Annotated in this window: 14 protein-coding genes and 2 tRNA genes; 3 read left to right on the forward strand and 13 right to left on the reverse strand. The window is 51.7% G+C overall.

The window, feature by feature from the left end; genetic code table 11:
• Positions 1 to 42: 42 nt before the first annotated feature.
• The gene (ttcA, locus tag N512_RS0107365) at positions 43 to 1,005 is read left to right on the forward strand and encodes a tRNA 2-thiocytidine(32) synthetase TtcA (protein WP_028779899.1); all 963 of its coding nucleotides are present in this window, start codon (positions 43 to 45) and stop codon (positions 1,003 to 1,005) included.
• Between the two features lie 90 nt (positions 1,006 to 1,095).
• Here ttcA and N512_RS0107370 read toward each other — a convergent pair whose 3' ends face one another.
• The 3 genes from N512_RS0107370 to N512_RS0107380 form a co-directional block, all read right to left on the reverse strand.
• Complete coding sequence (locus N512_RS0107370; RefSeq protein ID WP_028779900.1) at positions 1,096 to 1,533, reverse strand: GNAT family N-acetyltransferase; 438 nt, start codon at positions 1,531 to 1,533, stop codon at positions 1,096 to 1,098.
• 168 nt (positions 1,534 to 1,701) lie between these two features.
• On the reverse strand, positions 1,702 to 2,331 hold the full coding sequence (locus N512_RS0107375) for a DUF2987 domain-containing protein (protein ID WP_028779901.1): 630 nt from the start codon (positions 2,329 to 2,331) through the stop codon (positions 1,702 to 1,704).
• Positions 2,309 to 3,136 carry a glucosaminidase domain-containing protein gene (locus N512_RS0107380; protein WP_028779902.1) on the reverse strand — a complete coding sequence of 276 codons (828 nt, stop codon included), beginning with the start codon at positions 3,134 to 3,136 and terminating at the stop codon, positions 2,309 to 2,311. Before N512_RS0107380 ends, N512_RS0107375 begins: the two co-directional genes overlap by 23 nt.
• A gap of 150 nt (positions 3,137 to 3,286) precedes the next feature.
• On the opposite strand from N512_RS0107380, the gene yvcK reads away from it, so the two are divergent.
• Positions 3,287 to 4,189, forward strand: coding sequence for a uridine diphosphate-N-acetylglucosamine-binding protein YvcK (gene yvcK, locus N512_RS0107385; protein WP_028779903.1), 903 nt, complete (start codon positions 3,287 to 3,289; stop codon positions 4,187 to 4,189).
• Between the two features lie 91 nt (positions 4,190 to 4,280).
• Here the strand turns inward: yvcK and N512_RS0107390 are convergent, their stop codons facing one another.
• From N512_RS0107390 to astE, 9 genes are all read right to left on the reverse strand, one after another.
• Positions 4,281 to 5,474: an amino acid aminotransferase gene (locus N512_RS0107390; protein WP_028779904.1), complete on the reverse strand. Its 1,194-nt coding sequence runs from the start codon at positions 5,472 to 5,474 to the stop codon at positions 4,281 to 4,283.
• 255 nt (positions 5,475 to 5,729) lie between these two features.
• Positions 5,730 to 5,817 (reverse strand) — tRNA-Ser (locus N512_RS0107395).
• A gap of 201 nt (positions 5,818 to 6,018) precedes the next feature.
• A tRNA-Ser gene (locus N512_RS0107400) sits at positions 6,019 to 6,106 on the reverse strand.
• A gap of 164 nt (positions 6,107 to 6,270) precedes the next feature.
• Positions 6,271 to 8,271 carry a methyl-accepting chemotaxis protein gene (locus tag N512_RS0107405; protein WP_028779905.1) on the reverse strand — a complete coding sequence of 667 codons (2,001 nt, stop codon included), beginning with the start codon at positions 8,269 to 8,271 and terminating at the stop codon, positions 6,271 to 6,273.
• A 155-nt stretch (positions 8,272 to 8,426) separates the two neighbouring features.
• On the reverse strand, positions 8,427 to 9,494 hold the full coding sequence (gene nadA, locus N512_RS0107410) for a quinolinate synthase NadA (protein WP_028779906.1): 1,068 nt from the start codon (positions 9,492 to 9,494) through the stop codon (positions 8,427 to 8,429).
• A gap of 167 nt (positions 9,495 to 9,661) precedes the next feature.
• Entirely contained in the window at positions 9,662 to 11,263 is a 1,602-nt protein-coding gene (locus tag N512_RS0107415; protein WP_028779907.1) for a dihydrolipoyllysine-residue acetyltransferase, read from the reverse strand.
• 10 nt (positions 11,264 to 11,273) lie between these two features.
• The gene (locus tag N512_RS0107420; RefSeq protein ID WP_028779908.1) at positions 11,274 to 12,251 is read right to left on the reverse strand and encodes an alpha-ketoacid dehydrogenase subunit beta; all 978 of its coding nucleotides are present in this window, start codon (positions 12,249 to 12,251) and stop codon (positions 11,274 to 11,276) included.
• A gap of 2 nt (positions 12,252 to 12,253) precedes the next feature.
• On the reverse strand, positions 12,254 to 13,432 hold the full coding sequence (locus N512_RS0107425; RefSeq protein ID WP_028779909.1) for a thiamine pyrophosphate-dependent dehydrogenase E1 component subunit alpha: 1,179 nt from the start codon (positions 13,430 to 13,432) through the stop codon (positions 12,254 to 12,256).
• 163 nt (positions 13,433 to 13,595) lie between these two features.
• The gene (gene astE / locus N512_RS0107430) at positions 13,596 to 14,633 is read right to left on the reverse strand and encodes a succinylglutamate desuccinylase (RefSeq protein WP_028779910.1); all 1,038 of its coding nucleotides are present in this window, start codon (positions 14,631 to 14,633) and stop codon (positions 13,596 to 13,598) included.
• 296 nt (positions 14,634 to 14,929) lie between these two features.
• On the opposite strand from astE, the gene msrA reads away from it, so the two are divergent.
• Complete coding sequence (gene msrA, locus N512_RS0107435) at positions 14,930 to 15,409, forward strand: peptide-methionine (S)-S-oxide reductase MsrA (protein WP_028779911.1); 480 nt, start codon at positions 14,930 to 14,932, stop codon at positions 15,407 to 15,409.
• A gap of 68 nt (positions 15,410 to 15,477) precedes the next feature.
• Here msrA and pgm read toward each other — a convergent pair whose 3' ends face one another.
• Positions 15,478 to 17,127 carry a phosphoglucomutase (alpha-D-glucose-1,6-bisphosphate-dependent) gene (pgm, locus tag N512_RS0107440; RefSeq protein ID WP_028779912.1) on the reverse strand — a complete coding sequence of 550 codons (1,650 nt, stop codon included), beginning with the start codon at positions 17,125 to 17,127 and terminating at the stop codon, positions 15,478 to 15,480.
• Positions 17,128 to 17,144 lie beyond the last annotated feature (17 nt).

Consider the following 17,144-nt stretch of genomic DNA (forward strand, 5'->3'; position numbering starts at 1 on the left):
TACGCGCCCTGAACCATAGTGTTACTGGGCGCTTATTTTTTTATGTCTGAAGTTATGCAAGAGCTGGATAAGAAACAAATCACTCGTCTCAACAAACTGCAAAAGCGTTTACGCCGCGAAGTCGGCAGTGCCATTGCCGATTACAACATGATTGAAGAAGGCGATCGCGTAATGTGCTGCCTCTCCGGCGGCAAAGACAGCTATGCCATGCTGGACATTTTGTTGAATCTGCAGCAGCGGGCACCTGTGCAGTTTGAAATTGTCGCCGTCAATCTGGATCAGAAGCAGCCCGGCTTCCCGGAAGAAGTGCTGCCGGCCTATCTGGATAGTTTAGGCGTGGCCTACCATATTCTAGAAAAAGACACTTATTCGATAGTCAAAGATAAGATCCCAGAAGGCAAGACCACCTGCTCGCTTTGTTCCAGGCTGCGCCGCGGTACCCTTTATGGGTTTGCCCAGCGAATAGGTGCCAGCAAGATAGCGCTGGGCCATCACAGAGACGACATCATAGAAACCCTGTTCCTCAACATGTTCTATGGTGGCAAGATGAAGGCCATGCCACCCAAGTTGCTATCGGATGACGGTGCCAATATGGTGATCCGTCCCCTCGCCTATTGCCGAGAAAAAGACATTGCCGAATACGCCAAGCTGAAAGCCTTCCCTATCATTCCTTGTAACCTTTGCGGCTCCCAGGAAAACCTCAAGCGCGCCGAGGTCAAAAATATGCTCAAACTGTGGGACAAACAGTTTCCTGGGCGCATCGAAACCATCTTTACTGCGATGCAAAATACCGCGCCGTCCCAGGGTGTTGACCGCACAGTGTTCGACTTTTTGGCATTGGAGCGCAATCCGGATGCTCCTGCCAGCGGGGAAGTTGCCGAAGCCGATTTGCCCGCCTTTGACTTTATGGATGTCAGCAACAGCGGTCATATCGATCTCGACAGTGCCGCCAAACATGCAGATCAGAGCCAACGTATCGAAGTGGTTGGCATCTATCAGCCTTGATACAACTATTCCGAACAAGCACCTGGTGCTTGTTCGGAAATGCTCTGTTTACTGCCGCTTACTTCATCAAAACTAAAGCCACTATCAAAACTAAAGCCACTTTTGCATAAACAGCAAACGCTTGCCATTGACCTCAGTAGCATCGAATTCACAATAGCCCAGCTTTTGATAGATATGGCGGCCAACCTGATTAACAGCAAATACATCGAGCCAGATACGTGAAGCGTTTAACTCATTAAGGCAATACTCTTCCATCAATTGCATCGCTCTTTGACCTAAACCTTGACCCTTATGGGCGACAACAATTCTTCTGAACTCTATCTCCTTCGGCTTATCCTCGACCAAAATCATAAAACCCGCGAGTAACTCATTTTGATAAATCGAAAGATAGTGGACAGTATCCTTCGTCATTTCGGCCAGATGCTTTTCCGCCGGATAAGGCATGATAAAGCCGGCCGTGTTTTGCAACTGTTCCATTGCCACGAATTGGCCAATCTCAGTAGCGATAGCCTGCTTTAATTCAATCATTTTACTTCCGATCTCAAAATGCTAACCGCATTATTCTATATGTTGCAGGAGAGGCGATATATCGGTTTCATGTTGAACCTGTGCTTCATACGACATAAAAAAGCCCCGCAATGCGAGGCTCTGCTTTGTTTGACCATAAACCCAGCGGGTTTAGCGGTTACTCGTTTGTCATTTGCCTGGCGCGACCCAAGGGCTGATCACTTTGGGGGTAGCGTCAAACTTCAGAGTCTCAAGTAACGCGATTTCCTCGTTACTGAGTTCATAGCGCTTATCCAGCGCCTGGTGGCGGCCATCGAACCAAGCACCATTTTCACTGCCGCTAAACTCTATGCTCAAACCCGAGATAGGCTTGGCGAAGTACTTCATGGGAAAGCCTTGCATCTGCTTCAGCGCTTCATTCATTTGACTGCTGATGTTTCTCAGCTCGTCGCCGCTGTATTCTTGCTTGGGATTACGTACTCTGAGCTGCATCCCAATGCCACAGCCTTGCCCTTCACCTGCAATCTCAAGATTAATCAAGGCCCTGGCATTCTTGAGTTTTTCATCAAAGGGAATGAATAGCCGTTGGCCAGCATCGAAGGTCAGCGGAAAGCGCTCCGTCTCTGTACTGATACTGCCGGCTTTCACCTGACAGCTCTGGGTTTCAGGCACTGTAAACGCCAGATCTATGAGTTGATAATTCCCCTTATTCATCACTTTCATCCGTGCGTAAAAGTCGGCGTAGTTCAAAGATACCTGGCTCGCCATCAAAGAGGGTGACAGCAACAAGAGTGCACTAAACAGCAGTTTTTTCGACATGGTTATCCACCAAATATTCTTCGTTGTGACGCAGCATATCGAGCAATTCGTCTATGTAGGCTTCCTGACGCTCCGAGTAGTTGACCAAACCATAGACCAGCTTTTCAGCGGTCAGCGGTTCTTGCTGGCTACGGAGATCGGCGCGAATGGAGCGAAACAGAGAATAGGCTGCATTGGAATTAAGATTGCGCATATAGGAAGCCACGGAATCATCGACCGATTTAAATACCGCAACCTCATGGGACATACCCTCGGTGCGTGACTGCGGCACCAAGCCGCAGCCTTTCTTGAAACACCATTGGCCAAAGAAATTGAGTCCTTCGCGGGCAAAGCGTGAGCTGCCCCAGCCGGTCTCATTGGCCGCCTGGATAAGTACCATAGATTCGGGGATCACATCGACCCGACGCAGCAATTTATTGATGCTGTCGCTATCGATAGCGCGCATGGCATATTGATACTTTTCCGCCAAGCGTTGAATACGATATTGCTCGGCATCATTGAGCTGATGCTGGTTTTGCAGATGTTTTTGCACCTGCTCGAGGAATTTACGTTCCTCGGCGATAATCCGGTTTTGTTTTTGCACCGCCGGACGCAGGAAGTCAAAAAACGCCTGTTTCTTGTCGCTGACAACACTGATACTGCTGAAATCGGGGATCAAGCTGATGCCCAATTGGTTCTTTATCAGTGGCGCTGAAGTCTGCTCGGCGGTTTTCAAGCTGGGTATCAAATACACTCTCAGTGCCAATACCGACAGGATCACCAAAGCCAGTGCCAGGGTAAATGAGCCAAGTTTTCCGGTTTTCAATCAGTCTTTCCTTTTGCCTGTTGCCCAAAGGTTACGGGGAAAATGTCCGCGCATTATATGTCAGATATCTCTTTTCACAAAATCAGCCGCTGGCAGCTTTCCCCCACTAATGTAGAATGTAAGGGTTTGAAACCGCAGCAAGGATCCGCTATGCAAGCGCAGTTGTTCAGTCAATATCGGCAAGTTGTTGCCATTGGCGGTGGCCATGGTTTGGGAAGAGTCCTGTCGGCCTTGGCGTTTCTGGGTAACCACCTCACCGGCATAGTAGCGACAACAGACAATGGCGGCAGCACTGGCAGGTTAAGAAACAGCAATGACTGTATCGCCTGGGGCGATCTGCGTAACTGTCTCAGCCAGCTGGCCCATAAACCTTCTGTTGGCTCCTTGTTGTTCGAATACAGATTTGATGGCCAGGACGAACTCAGCGGCCATAACCTGGGCAATCTTATCCTGACTGCGTTGGATCAGCTCTGCGTCCGGCCGCTTGAGGCTATCAATCTTATCCGCGGCCTACTCAAAATCGAGACCCGTCTGTACCCCATGTCGGAACAACCCACACACCTTTTGGCACTCGATGTCTCCGGCAGTAAGGTGTTTGGTGAACTGGAAGTCGACAGCATGGCAGAGCGGCCCGTGGCAATGAATCTTGAACCTATGGTTCGAGCCACAGAGGAAGCGGTGGCGGCGTTGACGGCTGCCGAACTGATAATTTTAAGCCCGGGAAGCTTTCTCACCAGCTTGATGCCGCCTTTGCTGTTGCCCGAGTTGGCCGCCGCCATTAAAAGCAGCGCCGCTAAAGTGGTATTTATCGATAATCTGAAGCCCGAGGCTTCAGTGGCGGGCGAACTCAGTCTCAATGCCAAACTGGATTGGTGCCAGCAACTCATAGGCACAGGGCGTATTGATGCTGTGCTGTGTCATGGTCAGCCTGCGCAGGAAGGATTGATTTATCGCTCGCCGCTTGCCGACCCAATCCAGAGTGGTTGCCACGACAGAGACGCCCTGGTCAGCGCGCTGGTGCAAGCTCTGCAGCCGAAGAAACTCATTGCCTGAGCAGCATTTTTTTAGACCGGTTTTGTGGCCGGATAAGTAAAAAGGACAGCCGCAGCTGTCCTTTTTTAAGCATGGACAAAATCCAACGGGCTTAGAGCACCTTGGCTATCGCCTTGCAGATAACCGGCATATTGGTCTTGGTCATCCCGGCAACACTGATACGGCCGGAGCCGACAATGTAGACGCCGAACTCATCTTTAAGCCTGGCAACTTGTTCCTTGTTGAGACCCGAGAAGCTGAACATACCGTTTTGACGAGAAATGAAGCTGAAGTCGCGATCGACGCCTTCGGCCTTGAGGCTTTCAACGAACAGGGTTCTCATGCTGGCTATGCGCTGGCGCATTTCAGTCAGCTCTTGCTGCCACAGGGCATTTAGTTCACCGTCGTTGAGAATAGTGCTGACAATCATGGCACCATGAGCCGGCGGGTTTGAGTAGTTGGCGCGAATGGTACGCTTAACCTGACTGAAAGCCCGGACAGCAGATTCACTGTCTTTGGCCACCAGAGTCACGGCGCCGATACGCTCATTATAGAGCCCGAAGTTTTTCGAGAAAGAGTTGGCAACCAGCAGCTCCGGCACCAAGGCGGCAACGGCTCTGAGCCCTTGGGCATCTTCTTCAATTCCAGTGCCAAAGCCCTGATAGGCAAAGTCAAACAGGGGAACCAAGCCCTTTTCGGAACACAGTTTGGCAACTTGCTGCCATTGATTGATATTCAGATCGATACCGGTCGGGTTGTGGCAGCAGCCGTGCAGCAGCACAAGATCACCCTCACTCGCCTGTTGCAGATCTGTCATCATGGCATCGAAGTCGAGATCATGGGTTTCTGCCCGATAATAGCTGTACTCTTTGATCTCAAGCCCGGCGGTTTCGAAGATGTTCTTGTGATTGGCCCAGGTTGGGTTGCTGATCCAAATGGTTTTGCTGTCTGTGTTGCTCAGAACAAACTCGGCAGCGACCCGCAGTGAGCCGGTACCACCCGGTGCCTGAGCCGTTACTGCCCGGCCATCGGCGATTATGGCGTTGTCTTTACCGAATAGCAGTTGTTGAACCGCCTGGTTATACAGGGCAACCCCTTCGATACCGAGATAGCTCTTGGTCTTTTCCTCTTCGAGCAACTTGGCCTCTGCCAACTTGACCGACTTGAGTACCGGGGTCTGGCCACCCTCATCCTTATAGATGCCAACACCCAGGTTGACTTTATCCGTGCGGGGATCGGCTTTAAAAGCCTCGGTTAAACCAAGAATGGGATCGGCCGGCGCGGCGGTAATCTGAGAAAAAATCATGACAGCTTTCCTGTAATTGGACATGTAGGGACAAATCGGCTCCATTTATACCATTGTCCTCGCCCGGGTTATAGTCTCCTTGGCAGATTCTGAGTCATTTAATTTATTACTTGAAGGATATTCACTCAGAAAGGAAATTTGTCATGGATATGACAACGAAATGCGCTACGGATGCCTGCAGCCTGTTTTTGATGTCGGTTAGGTTCGGAAATGAAAAACGGGACCCAGTTAATACTGGGTCCCGTTATCAGAATCTGGCGGTGAAGGAGGGATTCGAACCCTCGATACGTTGCCGTATACACACTTTCCAGGCGTGCTCCTTCAGCCACTCGGACACCTCACCGTACGTTGGACATTGCGTCTCAACGGGGCGCTACTATAGAGAACTCCAAAGGCCGGGTCAATGCTTTATCGCGCATTATCATCCGTTCGCTTGGTTTTTAGCCTTGAAGGACAGAACAGTCTGAGATGACTCCCCTATCATCCCCTAGACTTTATAAACGAAAACGGGGTTCAGCCTAAACTGAACCCCGTCCTCTAAATCTGGCGGTGAAGGAGGGATTCGAACCCTCGATACGTTGCCGTATACACACTTTCCAGGCGTGCTCCTTCAGCCACTCGGACACCTCACCGCATCGATACTATTTACTGTGCGTATCAACACATTCAGCAAGAGATATCTCTATCCCCTTGATGGAGCGGTACTTTACGCAAAAGGCGAATGCCGGTCAAGCAAAAATCCGCCATAATATCCGTTTGCGCGTTTGCTGAACAAAGCGGGTGAAAAATGCTGCAATCAATGTTCATTGAGGCGGAATTTACTCACCTCATCGCTCATCTTGTTGGCGTCTTTAATCAACAGCTCATTGAGTTTGCCAAGCTCATTGGCGATATCCTGAGTATTGCGGTAAATATCGCTGATCTTCATAGCGTTGCGATTCACCTCTTCTGATACGGCCGACTGCTCATGGGTCGCGGCAGCTATCTGTTCATTCATGCTATCGATAACCTCCACGTGCTCAACTATGCGTCTTAGTTCCTCACCGGCGCGATTGGCCTCATCGACACTGGTACCCGCCTGCGTCTTGCCTTTGGTGATGGCGGCTACCGCCACTTCGGCGCCCTGTTTGAGCCTTACTGTCATATTACGAATATCTTCGGTGGAAGATTGTGCCCGTTGCGCCAGATTACGCACCTCATCGGCCACCACGGCAAAGCCGCGGCCCATTTCGCCGGCCCGGGCAGCTTCGATTGCGGCATTCAGAGCCAGGAGATTGGTCTGCTCGGCTATGCCACTGATGACCTCCAGCACACTGACAATGCCGTGAATATCTTTATCCAGTTTGGATATTGCATCGGCGGCATAACTGATTTCTTCAGCCAGTTCATTGATGGCCGATGCCGTGCGCCCCACTTCCAGGCTCCCTTCCCTGGCCTCAGTGCTGGCTTGATTGGACGCTTCCGAGGCCCGTACCGCATTGGAGGCAATTTCCTGTACGGTTGAGCTCATTTCTGTCATCGCCGAAGCCACTTGTTCTGTCTCACTGTAGCCAACAGATACATCGGCTTGCATCTGGGTTGAGTGTTGTTCCATCTGTTGCACCACTCCAAGCAGGGTCTTGCTGCTGGAGCGGACGCGCAGTATTACCTGTTCAAAGTCGGTCATCATACTGTTGAAAGACTCGGCCAGCTCGCCAAATTCATCTTTGCCCGTATGGGGCAAACGCACGCTTAAGTCATAGTGAGCCCGGGCTCGGGTTACGCCCTGATGTAACTCCCTCAAGCTGCCGTGCAGATACTTGAGTATGATGCTGGAGACCAAACTGACAATGATCAGACCTATCACCATGATCCCGAGTAGAAGCCAGGTCTGATTGGCTGCGCTTTGCTGTTTACTCAGAGTCTCTGCCAGCAGTTTGTCTGACAGCTGCTGCTCAAACTTATGCAGAAGATCGATACGGGCAGTGGATTGGGTAAACCAGGTTTCGGGAGATTGAGACTTGAGATCTTCGGCTTTCTGACCAAAGGCCAATTCCCTCAAGCGAGCCACTTCAGCCACTGCGGCTTGGGCTAGCAATACCTGTAAATTTTTGAGTGCGGTTTCATCAGCCAAGGCCACAAACCTTTCCTGATAAGCGTCTTGCTCGGAAACCAGAGTGATAAATTTGCGATAGACACCGGGTTTGAACTCACTCTGGCCGAAGGTTGAACTCAGTACGGCCCGCTCGATACCGGCGCGTTCCTTCATCTGCAAAAAGGCCGAGAATGCTGCAGCTTGCATGGCAATTTGTTGATCGCCGCCCTTCTGTACACTGAGATCGACAATCGACAACAATAATTTATTCAGCTGAGTGTAAAACGCCACTTCTTCAGCAACGCTTATCCCTTGTCTATCAACCTGGCTGCGAATTTCTCTCAAGCGGGCGATGCTGTTCCTTGCCTCGGTTAAATCAGCGGCAAAATCGGCGGGCAGTTGATGATTAGTCAAGAAATCATTGAATTGTTGGAGTTGATTATCTGTGAGTTGCCGTTGGCCCGGTAGTTTGTCGGCAAAGCTCTTGCCCTTGGAGCCGAGATAACCGGCGCTCATGCCGCGCTCTTTTTGCAGCTCATGCACCAGCGCCGAGTTAACCACCGCCAGTTCACTGAGATCCAGCACTTCTTCCAGGCCATTGGCGAGCGACAGCCGATCGCTGAACAACAAAATACCAAACAGGGTTGCCGCAATGAAAGGCGGCAGGATAACCAAGAGAAATTTGTGTTTCAGAGGAAGATTTTCAATCCATTGCCATTTCATTGATGCATCCTTTAAGCAGCTAACTTACTAATTTATTGCTATGAAATTCAATTTTTAGCATACGTCGGCAAGTATAGTCGATGAAACCGAGTGTAAATGGAAAAAGAGCCTGCATTTGCAGGCTCTTTGACTTGGTTCAAACTCTTGCGGGTTTATCAGGCGTTGCCTTTGACCTGCATGTTGAGGGTCTTGGCAAAATCCAGCATCCGGGTCAGAGGCACCAGAGCCCCTTGACGCAGCGTTTCATCGACAAAGATCTCATGCTGGCTGTTGTCCTGGCTTTCCAGCGCACTGGCTATCGCCTTGAGGCCATTCATTGCCATCCAGGGGCAGTGAGCACAGCTGCGGCAAGTAGCGCCTTCACCCCCGGTTGGGGCTTCAATCAGGGTCTTGCCCGGTGCTGCCTGTTGCATCTTATAGAAGATGCCTCTGTCGGTGGCCACGATAAAGGTATCATTGTCCATTGTCTGGGCAGCTTTGATCAACTGGCTGGTTGAACCTACGGCATCGGCCATTTCCACCACACTCGCCGGAGATTCAGGGTGAACCAGAATGGCGGCGTTCGGGTGCTGCGCCTTTAATTGGCGCAAGGCCCGGGCCTTGAATTCATCGTGAACGATACACTCGCCCTGCCACATCAACATTTCTGCACCGGTTTGCTTGGCAATATAGCTGCCCAAGTGACGGTCTGGCCCCCAGATGATTTTTCTGCCTTCACTGTCCAGGTGTTCCACGATTTCCAGCGCTATGCTGGAAGTCACCACCCAATCGGCCCGGGCTTTGACCGCAGCCGACGTGTTGGCATAGACCACAACTGTGTGATCCGGGTGCGCATCACAGAAGGCACTGAACTGCTCAATAGGACAGCCAACATCCAGAGAACAGGTGGCTTCCAGAGTCGGCATCAGAATGGTTTTTTCCGGGCTAAGGATCTTGGCGGTTTCCCCCATAAACTTAACCCCGGCAACGATGAGCTTCTTGGCAGGATGATCGCGACCAAAACGCGCCATTTCCAACGAGTCGGAAACGCAACCACCGGTTTCCTCGGCCAGTGCCTGAATTTCAGGATCCGTATAGTAGTGGGCAACCAGAACCGCATTCTGCTCTTTGAGCAGTTGCTTGATCCTGGCTTTGTATTCGCTTTTTTCCTGTTCAGACAAGGGAACCGGTTTTGGCGGGAAAGGATATTGAATGTGTTCTATGCTTGGTGCTACCTGACTCATAACAGACCCAATGCGACTAATACTGTTGGCGATTATACGAAATCTGCCATCAAATCGTAACCACTTTGTGCTTGGGATCAAATAAAGCCATTGCCTTAAGAAAGCAAGAATAGTGATGCTCCCGAAACACACCTAAAACAAGGCCCCGCATTGCAGGGCCTTTATGATTATCTCATCGCCAGCAGCATTTCCTGCGGCTGCTCGAGATACTGTTTCCACAGATTACAGAAGCGGGCAATAGTGCCGCCATCTATCACTCTGTGGTCACCGGACCAACTGACCTGCATCAGTTTACGGGCTTCGACCTCACCCTTGGCATTGAAACGCGGCAGGGTTTGCACCTTACCCAAAGCCACAATCGCCACTTCGGGTTTATTGATGATAGGTGTCGCCACAGTACCGCCCAGAGCGCCTATGTTGGAGATAGAGATGCTGCCATCTTTAAGATCGGCAGGTGCGACTCTACCTGAGCGTGCGGCCTGGGTCAGACGGGTGACTTCGGCGGCAACATCCAGAATCGACTTATCCTGCACATCCTTGACGTTGGGCACCAACAAGCCAACCTTGGAGTCAACGGCCATACCTATGTTATGACGGCCAAGATAGGTGAGCTCGGTGCAATCGGCGTTCACTCGGCTGTTGATCACCGGAAACTCGGTCAGCGCCAGCGACATGGCCTTCATAAAGAAAGGCATCATGGTCAGCTTAAGCTCGTCATTGGAGTACTTGGCCTTCATCGCTTCACGAAGGGCGATAAGCTCGGTCAAGTCCAGCTCTTCGCAGTAAGTAAAGTGCGGAATGCTGGAAACTGATTCCGTCATCATCCGCGCCATCACGGCACGAACGCCCTTGATAGGCTCTACCCTGTCGTTTGCGGTTGCCACTGCGCCGGTTTGCACTTGGCCCTGTGGCAAAGTTTGGGTTTGGGCCTGAGGCGTAGCCCCCTTAAGGAAACGCTCGATATCCTCTTTGTAGACCCGGCCATTTTTGCCGCTGCCGGGCACTTTGGCGATATCGACATCCAGGCTGCGAGCCATACGTCTTACTGCTGGGCTCGCCACCGCCTTACCCTGAGGCACCATAGTGCAAGCGGCAGTTTGCGAGCCGCTCTGGGCTTGAGTCTGTGCTTGAGAGGCGGCAGAGGCTGAGCCAGATGATGCACTTGCTGCAGCGGTTTGAGCCAAAGATGCACTGGCGGATTCAGCGGCAACTTCAATGGCAAACAGTGGCTGATGCACTTGGGCCAACTGCCCCTTACGATAGTGCAGCTTGACGATTTTACCGGCCTTCATCGCCGGGATTTGCACCAGTGCCTTGTCTGTCATTACATCGCAGATGGGTTGATCTTCAACCACAGTGTCGCCTTCTGCGACCAGCCACTCCACCAGTTCGCACTCGACTATGCCCTCGCCGATATCCGGCAGCATAAAGTCTTCCACCTGACTGCTACTGCCAGCCGCAGCGTTAGTGCTAGGCGATGCAGCGATATCGGCGCCGGCCACGCTGGTTGCTGGCGCTTCACTGTCTACAGCGTCCACTTCCACGGCATACAAAGGCTCATGCACCTTGGCAATTTCACCCTTGGCGTAATAAAGCTTACTGATAACACCGGGGAAAGGCGCAGGAATTTGCACCAGTGCCTTGTCTGTCATCACATCACAAACGGGTTGATCTTCGGCGACGGTATCGCCCTCAGCCACCAACCATTCCACCAGTTCACACTCGACAACACCTTCGCCTATGTCGGGCAAAATAAAATCTTTAATCATCCTGGCTCTCCTAGAAATTCACCGAGGCCTTGATGGCTTCAAAGGTTTTAAGCGCATCCGGCATATATTCTTTTTCGTGGATCAATGGATATGGCGTATCCAGACCACAGACCCGGCTGATGGGCGACTCCAGGTACAGGAAACATTCCTGTTGGATGGTAGCGGCAATTTCACCGGCAAAACCACCGGTCAGCGGCGCTTCGTGGTTGATGAGCAATCTGCCGGTCTTTTTCACCGACTCGGCCACGGTTTCCACATCCCAAGGCGCGAGAGTACGAAGGTCGATGACTTCACAGTCAATACCTTCCTCTTTGGCCATATCGGCTGCTTTCTCGATGATTTCCATCTGCGCGCCCCAGGCGAGCAGAGTAATATCTTTACCTTCACGAACCACTTCGGCTTTACCCAGCTCCAGTTGATAATCGCCTTCCGGCACATCGCCGACAGACGCGCGATACTGGCGCTTGGGCTCGAAGAAGACCACTGGGTTGTTATCACGAATGGAGGCCAGCAGCAAACCCTTGGCTTGGTACGGGTTACGGGGGACCACCACCTTAAGACCAGGTGTTTGGGTAAAGTAGGCTTCCGGTGACTGGGAGTGATAATGACCGCCGGCAATGCCGCCGCCATAGGGGGTTCTGAAGGTCAGGCCGCCGACATCAAACTCGTTGCCGCTGCGGTATCTGAACTTGGCCGCTTCGTTGACGATTTGATCGAACGCCGGGAAGATGTAGTCGGCAAACTGGATTTCCGCTACCGGCGTCATGCCGTTGGAAGCCAGGCCGTTGGCAAAGCCGGCAATCCCCTGCTCGGTAAGTGGAGTATTGAAACAGCGCTCACGGCCAAACTTTTCCTGCAAACCGGAAGTTGCCCGGAACACACCGCCGAAATGGCCTACGTCTTCACCGAAAACCAGCATCTTGTCGTCGGCTTCCATCGCTATGGTCAGGGCATTATTGATGGCCTGTAACATATTCATCTGTGCCACGCTTATGATCTCCCTGCTGTTTTAGGATAGGCTTTCGGATACTTGGCAACATGGGCCTTAAGCTCGGTTAATTGCTGCTTGAGCGCCGCTGTCGGCTGATCAAAAACGTCTTCTATGATGGCGTCTATGGCTGGTGCCGGAACCTTTTCGGCCACTTTTACCGCGGCCAGCACTTCCTCGCGATACTTCTCATACAGCTCGGTCTCGTCGCTTTCCTTGAGCCAGCCTTTGTTGATAAGCCACAACTTGAAGCGTTTCACTGGGTCGTGCTGTTGCCACTTGGCTTCTTCCTCTTTGGAGCGATAACCGGATGGGTCGTCGGAAGATGAGTGGGCGCCCAGGCGGTAGGTCATGGCTTCAATCAGCACAGGCGCGTTGTTTTCAAGCGCGTAGGCTCTGGCTTGCTGAGTTGCGGCCAGAACCGCCAGCATATCGTTACCGTCGACTCTGATGGTGTGCATGCCATAACCAACGCCGCGGCTGGCTATGCCGTTACCGGCGTACTGCTCTTCCGTAGGGGTTGAGATGGCGTAGCCATTGTTGCGACAGAAGAAGATGACCGGCGCTTTGTGAACTGCGGCCATATTAAGACCGGCATGGAAATCACCTTCAGAGGCGGCACCTTCACCGAAGTAACAGATAGCGACATTACGCTTGCCCTGCATCTTCAGCGAGTAACCTACGCCGGATGCCTGCGGGATCTGAGTCGCCAGCGGTGAAGAGATGGTTTGGTAGTTGAGTTCACGGCTGCCGTAGTGAATAGGCATCTGCCGGCCTTTGCCCAGATCTTTCTCATTGCTGAACATCTGGTTCATAAACTGCTCGGTGGTAAAGCCGCGATAACGTAGTGCGGCATGTTCGCGGTACTGGGCAAGGATCACATCCTTGTCATCCAGCGCGGCGGCACTACCGATAACGGCGGCTTCTTCACCGATACAGGTCATGTAAAAACTGATCCTTCCCTGACGCTGGGCGCCCAACATACGTTCGTCCAGGACACGAGTAAAGACACAGGTATCGAATATCTTGCGTGACAGGGCTTCATCTATGACGGGCAATACTGCCTCTTCATAGGTGGTGCCGTCGGCCTGAAGTATTTTGAGTACAGGGATATGCAGCGAGTCCTTGTTCAAAAAACTCACCCGATGCACCGTCTCATTCATCTTTGTTGCGTTGCTCATAGTGTGCTCTTGTTATCTCTGGGTTTGTCCGGCTCGAAACCGGCCCTACCGATTTTTTCAGTACGCGCCCCGAACATTACGTTAACGTAAACTAGCAAGCAACTCCCGCCTTGGGTGCTTTGCCAACTAGCATGGGATCGGCGCGTATATATTGGTTTACAATTCAGGCCAATGGCACCTCTGTGGCCTGAACCAGGCAGATCACTGTACGTTGGCCAATGGGCACCTTGGCGTTGGGAAACACCACAGCTTCCGAGTCCTGCTCTACTCGAATATCCCGGCCCGCTTCCCGCGCCAGCACATATCCCTTGGGGAAAGCTGTGAAGTTTTCCACATCGCTGGCGAAGGTAAATTCAAAGTCGTCGGCCTGCTTATTGATGACCCTACAGACCTGATAGATATTGACCCGCTCAAGCGCCTGCTCCTCGAGTTCCAGCGATTGCTTGCAGATCAAACGGCTCAGCATCTCCCGGGTGGCGATAAAACGTGTCATATCGTTTTGTCCCATGGGGTAAACCTTGCCAAGCTCAATGGTAAAGGCGTCGGCGCCAAACTGATTTGACGAGAAATAGCTGAAAGTGGTTGTGGGTTCGTGATGCAGCAACACGGTATCGACTCCGGCCGCCTCCAGAAACATCAATTGTTCACGGCTGTAATCCTTACCCGGTCGATAGGGATAGATGGCAAACTTTTCATGCTTGGAGCCGCGAATGGCGGTGTGCAGATCGTAATGGATCCTCTGTCTTGCCCCTTGTGGTGCGTCTTCGAAGAAACGTGTGACATAATTTTCCAGCTTCTTGGCGCGGATCCGCTCCGGGTTCACCAGCCCGGGGGGATTGGAATGTTCACCACTGAACAGCCGGTTGAGGTTTTCATCGACAATACGGGTGCCACGGTTAATTGCCGCCGGATTACCGAACATGAACAGTACTCGCTGCCCTACCCGTATTTCTTGCTTTAACAGCGACTTGATAATGCCATTACACAGTTCGATAGGTGCAGTTTCATTGCCGTGTACCCCGGATGACAGCACGATATCTTTATCACTCTGGTTGTCCAGAGGTTCAAACAGCAAGACTCCTGTGTCCCAAATCGCTATCCGGGTGTGGTCGCCAAGCGTGCCACTAATACTCTCCAATGAATTGGGGTTATTCAGAGTCAATGACAGGAAGTCAGGATTATCCTTCAGGGCTTGTAACACGAAATACTCCTTCTTATTGCCGATTTGGCTGTTGTTTCCATTAACGCTGTCTCCTGGGAACTTGTTGCAATGCGTTTGCTTGTTGAGACCAGCGCCAGAGAGCAAGGTTTCATAGTACCACAGCTTATTAAATTGGTGATGTGACCAAAGCTATCCAATGCCAGGCTTGCGAACTGGTTTCAGATAGTTCTTATCTAACTAAGGAGCAAAAAAGCCACTCCGACAAATACACCACTTGCGCCGGAAAAACTTATCACGCATAATTTTGGCCATCTGGACATCTAGAGGTAAATTTAATGGCGGTAGCAACATTCGGTGGCGGTTGTTTTTGGGGGGTGGAGTATTTCTTTCGTCAAGTGCCCGGGGTATTAAACGCCACCAGTGGTTATATGGGCGGTGATGATAGAATCAACCGCTATGAAGAGGTAAAACAGGGAAACAGCGGCCATGCCGAAGTGGTTCAGGTGGAGTTCGATGAAGCCCGGGTTTCATTTACCGAGCTGCTGCAAGTTTTCTGGAGTAATCACAACCCCACCAGTCTCAATCGCCAAGGTGGTGATATCGGCACCCAGTATCGGAGCGTGATTTTTTTTCATAGCAAAGAGCAGAAGGAGCAGGCTGAGGCCTCAAAACTGGCGTTGGCTCGCAGTGGTAAGTGGGGTCAGCGGCACATAGTGACGGAAATTGTTCCAGTGAAACAGTTTCATCGTGCGGAAGAATATCATCAGGATTATATCCAGAAGAATAACTTGCCCAGTTGCCATCTTGAATATTGATCCCCGGAAATAAAAAGCGCAACTGTGTTCACGGCTGCGCTTTTTACTGAATTGGCAATCTCTTAAGCTCAGTTCGGCTTGCCTTTTAGGGCGCTGGTTATCAGAGCTCTCGCCTGTTCCAGTATCTGCTGCAGATGCTGCTCGCTGACAAAGCTTTCGGCGTAAATTTTATAGAGTGCCTCAGTGCCTGAAGGTCTGGCGGCAAACCAGCCGTTGTCGGTTAGCACCTTAATACCGCCAATGGCACCATCATTGCCAGGGGCCTTGGTCAGTACCGCCTTAATCTTGTCTCCGGCCAAAGTCTCTGCCCCCAGGGTATCTGCATTGAGGGTGGCAAAACGCGCCTTTTGCTTGGCATTGATGGGGCTGTCTATCCGTTTGTAGAAGCATTGACCGTGTATGGCAGCCAGTTCTGCATAACGCTCGGCTGGTTTTTTGCCGGTTACGGCGAGGATTTCAGCGGCCAGCAGCCCGAGAATAAAACCGTCTTTGTCCGTGCACCAGGTTGTGCCGTCACGTCGAAGGAAGGCGGCGCCGGCACTTTCTTCGCCGCCAAAGGCCAGGATGGCTTCACTCAAACCACTGACAAACCACTTGAAACCAACCGGCACTTCACAAAGCTTGCGACCGTGTGAGGCAACTATCTTGTCTATCATGCCACTGGAAACCAAGGTCTTGCCGATTTGCAGTGTCTGCGGCCAATCGGGTCTGTGCTCCAGCAGGTAATCTATCGCCACCGCCAAAAAGTGGTTGGGGTCCATCAACCCAGTCTCTGGGCAGACTATCCCGTGCCTGTCGTAGTCGGGATCGTTCCCAAGGCAGATATCGAACTCATCCATGTGCTTAAGCAGGCCTGCCATGGCAAAAGGCGATGAGCAGTCCATGCGGATTTTGCCGTCTTTATCCAGTGGCATAAAGCCGAAGCTGGGATCGACCCGGTCGTTGACTACTGTGATATTCACGCCATAACGGCGGACAATATGTGGCCAGTAATGGATGCCTGAGCCGCCCAGAGGGTCGACACCTATGCGAACGCCGGCATCTTTGATGGCTTGCATATTTACTACAGAGGCGAGATCGGCAACATAGGGCTCTATAAGATCGGTTTCTTTGATGAGTCCTATACTGGCGGCTACGCCGTAGTTGAGTTTCCTGACCCCTTCCAGCTGTGCCTTGAGATAGTCATTGGCTCGCTGCTCAATCCAGGCCGTAATCTCACCTTCTGCCGGCCCACCATGGGGCGGATTGTACTTAATTCCACCATCCTGAGGTGGATTGTGAGACGGGGTAATAATAATGCCATCGCTGAGCTTGGCGGCATTTCGGTTTGCGCTAACTATGGCATGGGAAATGACAGGCGTAGGCGTAAAGCCCTGGCTCTCTTGCACCACCAACTTCACATTGTTGGCCAGCAAGACTTCGATGGCCGAAATATAAGCCGCTTCAGATAAGGCATGGGTGTCCATGCCCAGATAGAGCGAACCTTCAATCCCCTGAGATTGGCGATAATCTACCACTGCCTGGGTAATGGCCCAGATATGGTTTTGATTGAAGCTGCCATTGAAGGAGCAGCCCCTGTGTCCTGAGGTACCAAAACACACCCTTTGGGCCGGGTCATCACAGTTGGGGACAATTCGGTAATAGTGGCTCATCAGCCGCGGAATATTAACCAGATCCTTCTGCATGGCCCTTTTACCGGCCCGCTCATGAATAGCCAAAATAGTGCTCCTTGATG

This window comes from Shewanella sp. 38A_GOM-205m, assembly GCF_000518445.1.
GTDB lineage: Bacteria > Pseudomonadota > Gammaproteobacteria > Enterobacterales > Shewanellaceae > Shewanella > Shewanella algae.

Bases quoted from the DNA above. Each gene is read 5' to 3' on its own strand.
- ttcA (WP_028779899.1), top strand. From the start codon at position 43: ATGTCTGAAGTTATGCAAGAGCTGGATAAGAAACAAATCACTCGTCTC.
- N512_RS0107370 (WP_028779900.1), bottom strand. From the start codon at position 1,533: ATGATTGAATTAAAGCAGGCTATCGCTACTGAGATTGGCCAATTCGTG.
- N512_RS0107375 (WP_028779901.1), bottom strand. From the start codon at position 2,331: ATGTCGAAAAAACTGCTGTTTAGTGCACTCTTGTTGCTGTCACCCTCT.
- yvcK (WP_028779903.1), top strand. From the start codon at position 3,287: ATGCAAGCGCAGTTGTTCAGTCAATATCGGCAAGTTGTTGCCATTGGC.
- N512_RS0107390 (WP_028779904.1), bottom strand. From the start codon at position 5,474: ATGATTTTTTCTCAGATTACCGCCGCGCCGGCCGATCCCATTCTTGGT.
- N512_RS0107405 (WP_028779905.1), bottom strand. From the start codon at position 8,271: ATGAAATGGCAATGGATTGAAAATCTTCCTCTGAAACACAAATTTCTC.
- nadA (WP_028779906.1), bottom strand. From the start codon at position 9,494: ATGAGTCAGGTAGCACCAAGCATAGAACACATTCAATATCCTTTCCCG.
- N512_RS0107415 (WP_028779907.1), bottom strand. From the start codon at position 11,263: ATGATTAAAGATTTTATTTTGCCCGACATAGGCGAAGGTGTTGTCGAG.
- N512_RS0107425 (WP_028779909.1), bottom strand. From the start codon at position 13,432: ATGAGCAACGCAACAAAGATGAATGAGACGGTGCATCGGGTGAGTTTT.
- msrA (WP_028779911.1), top strand. From the start codon at position 14,930: ATGGCGGTAGCAACATTCGGTGGCGGTTGTTTTTGGGGGGTGGAGTAT.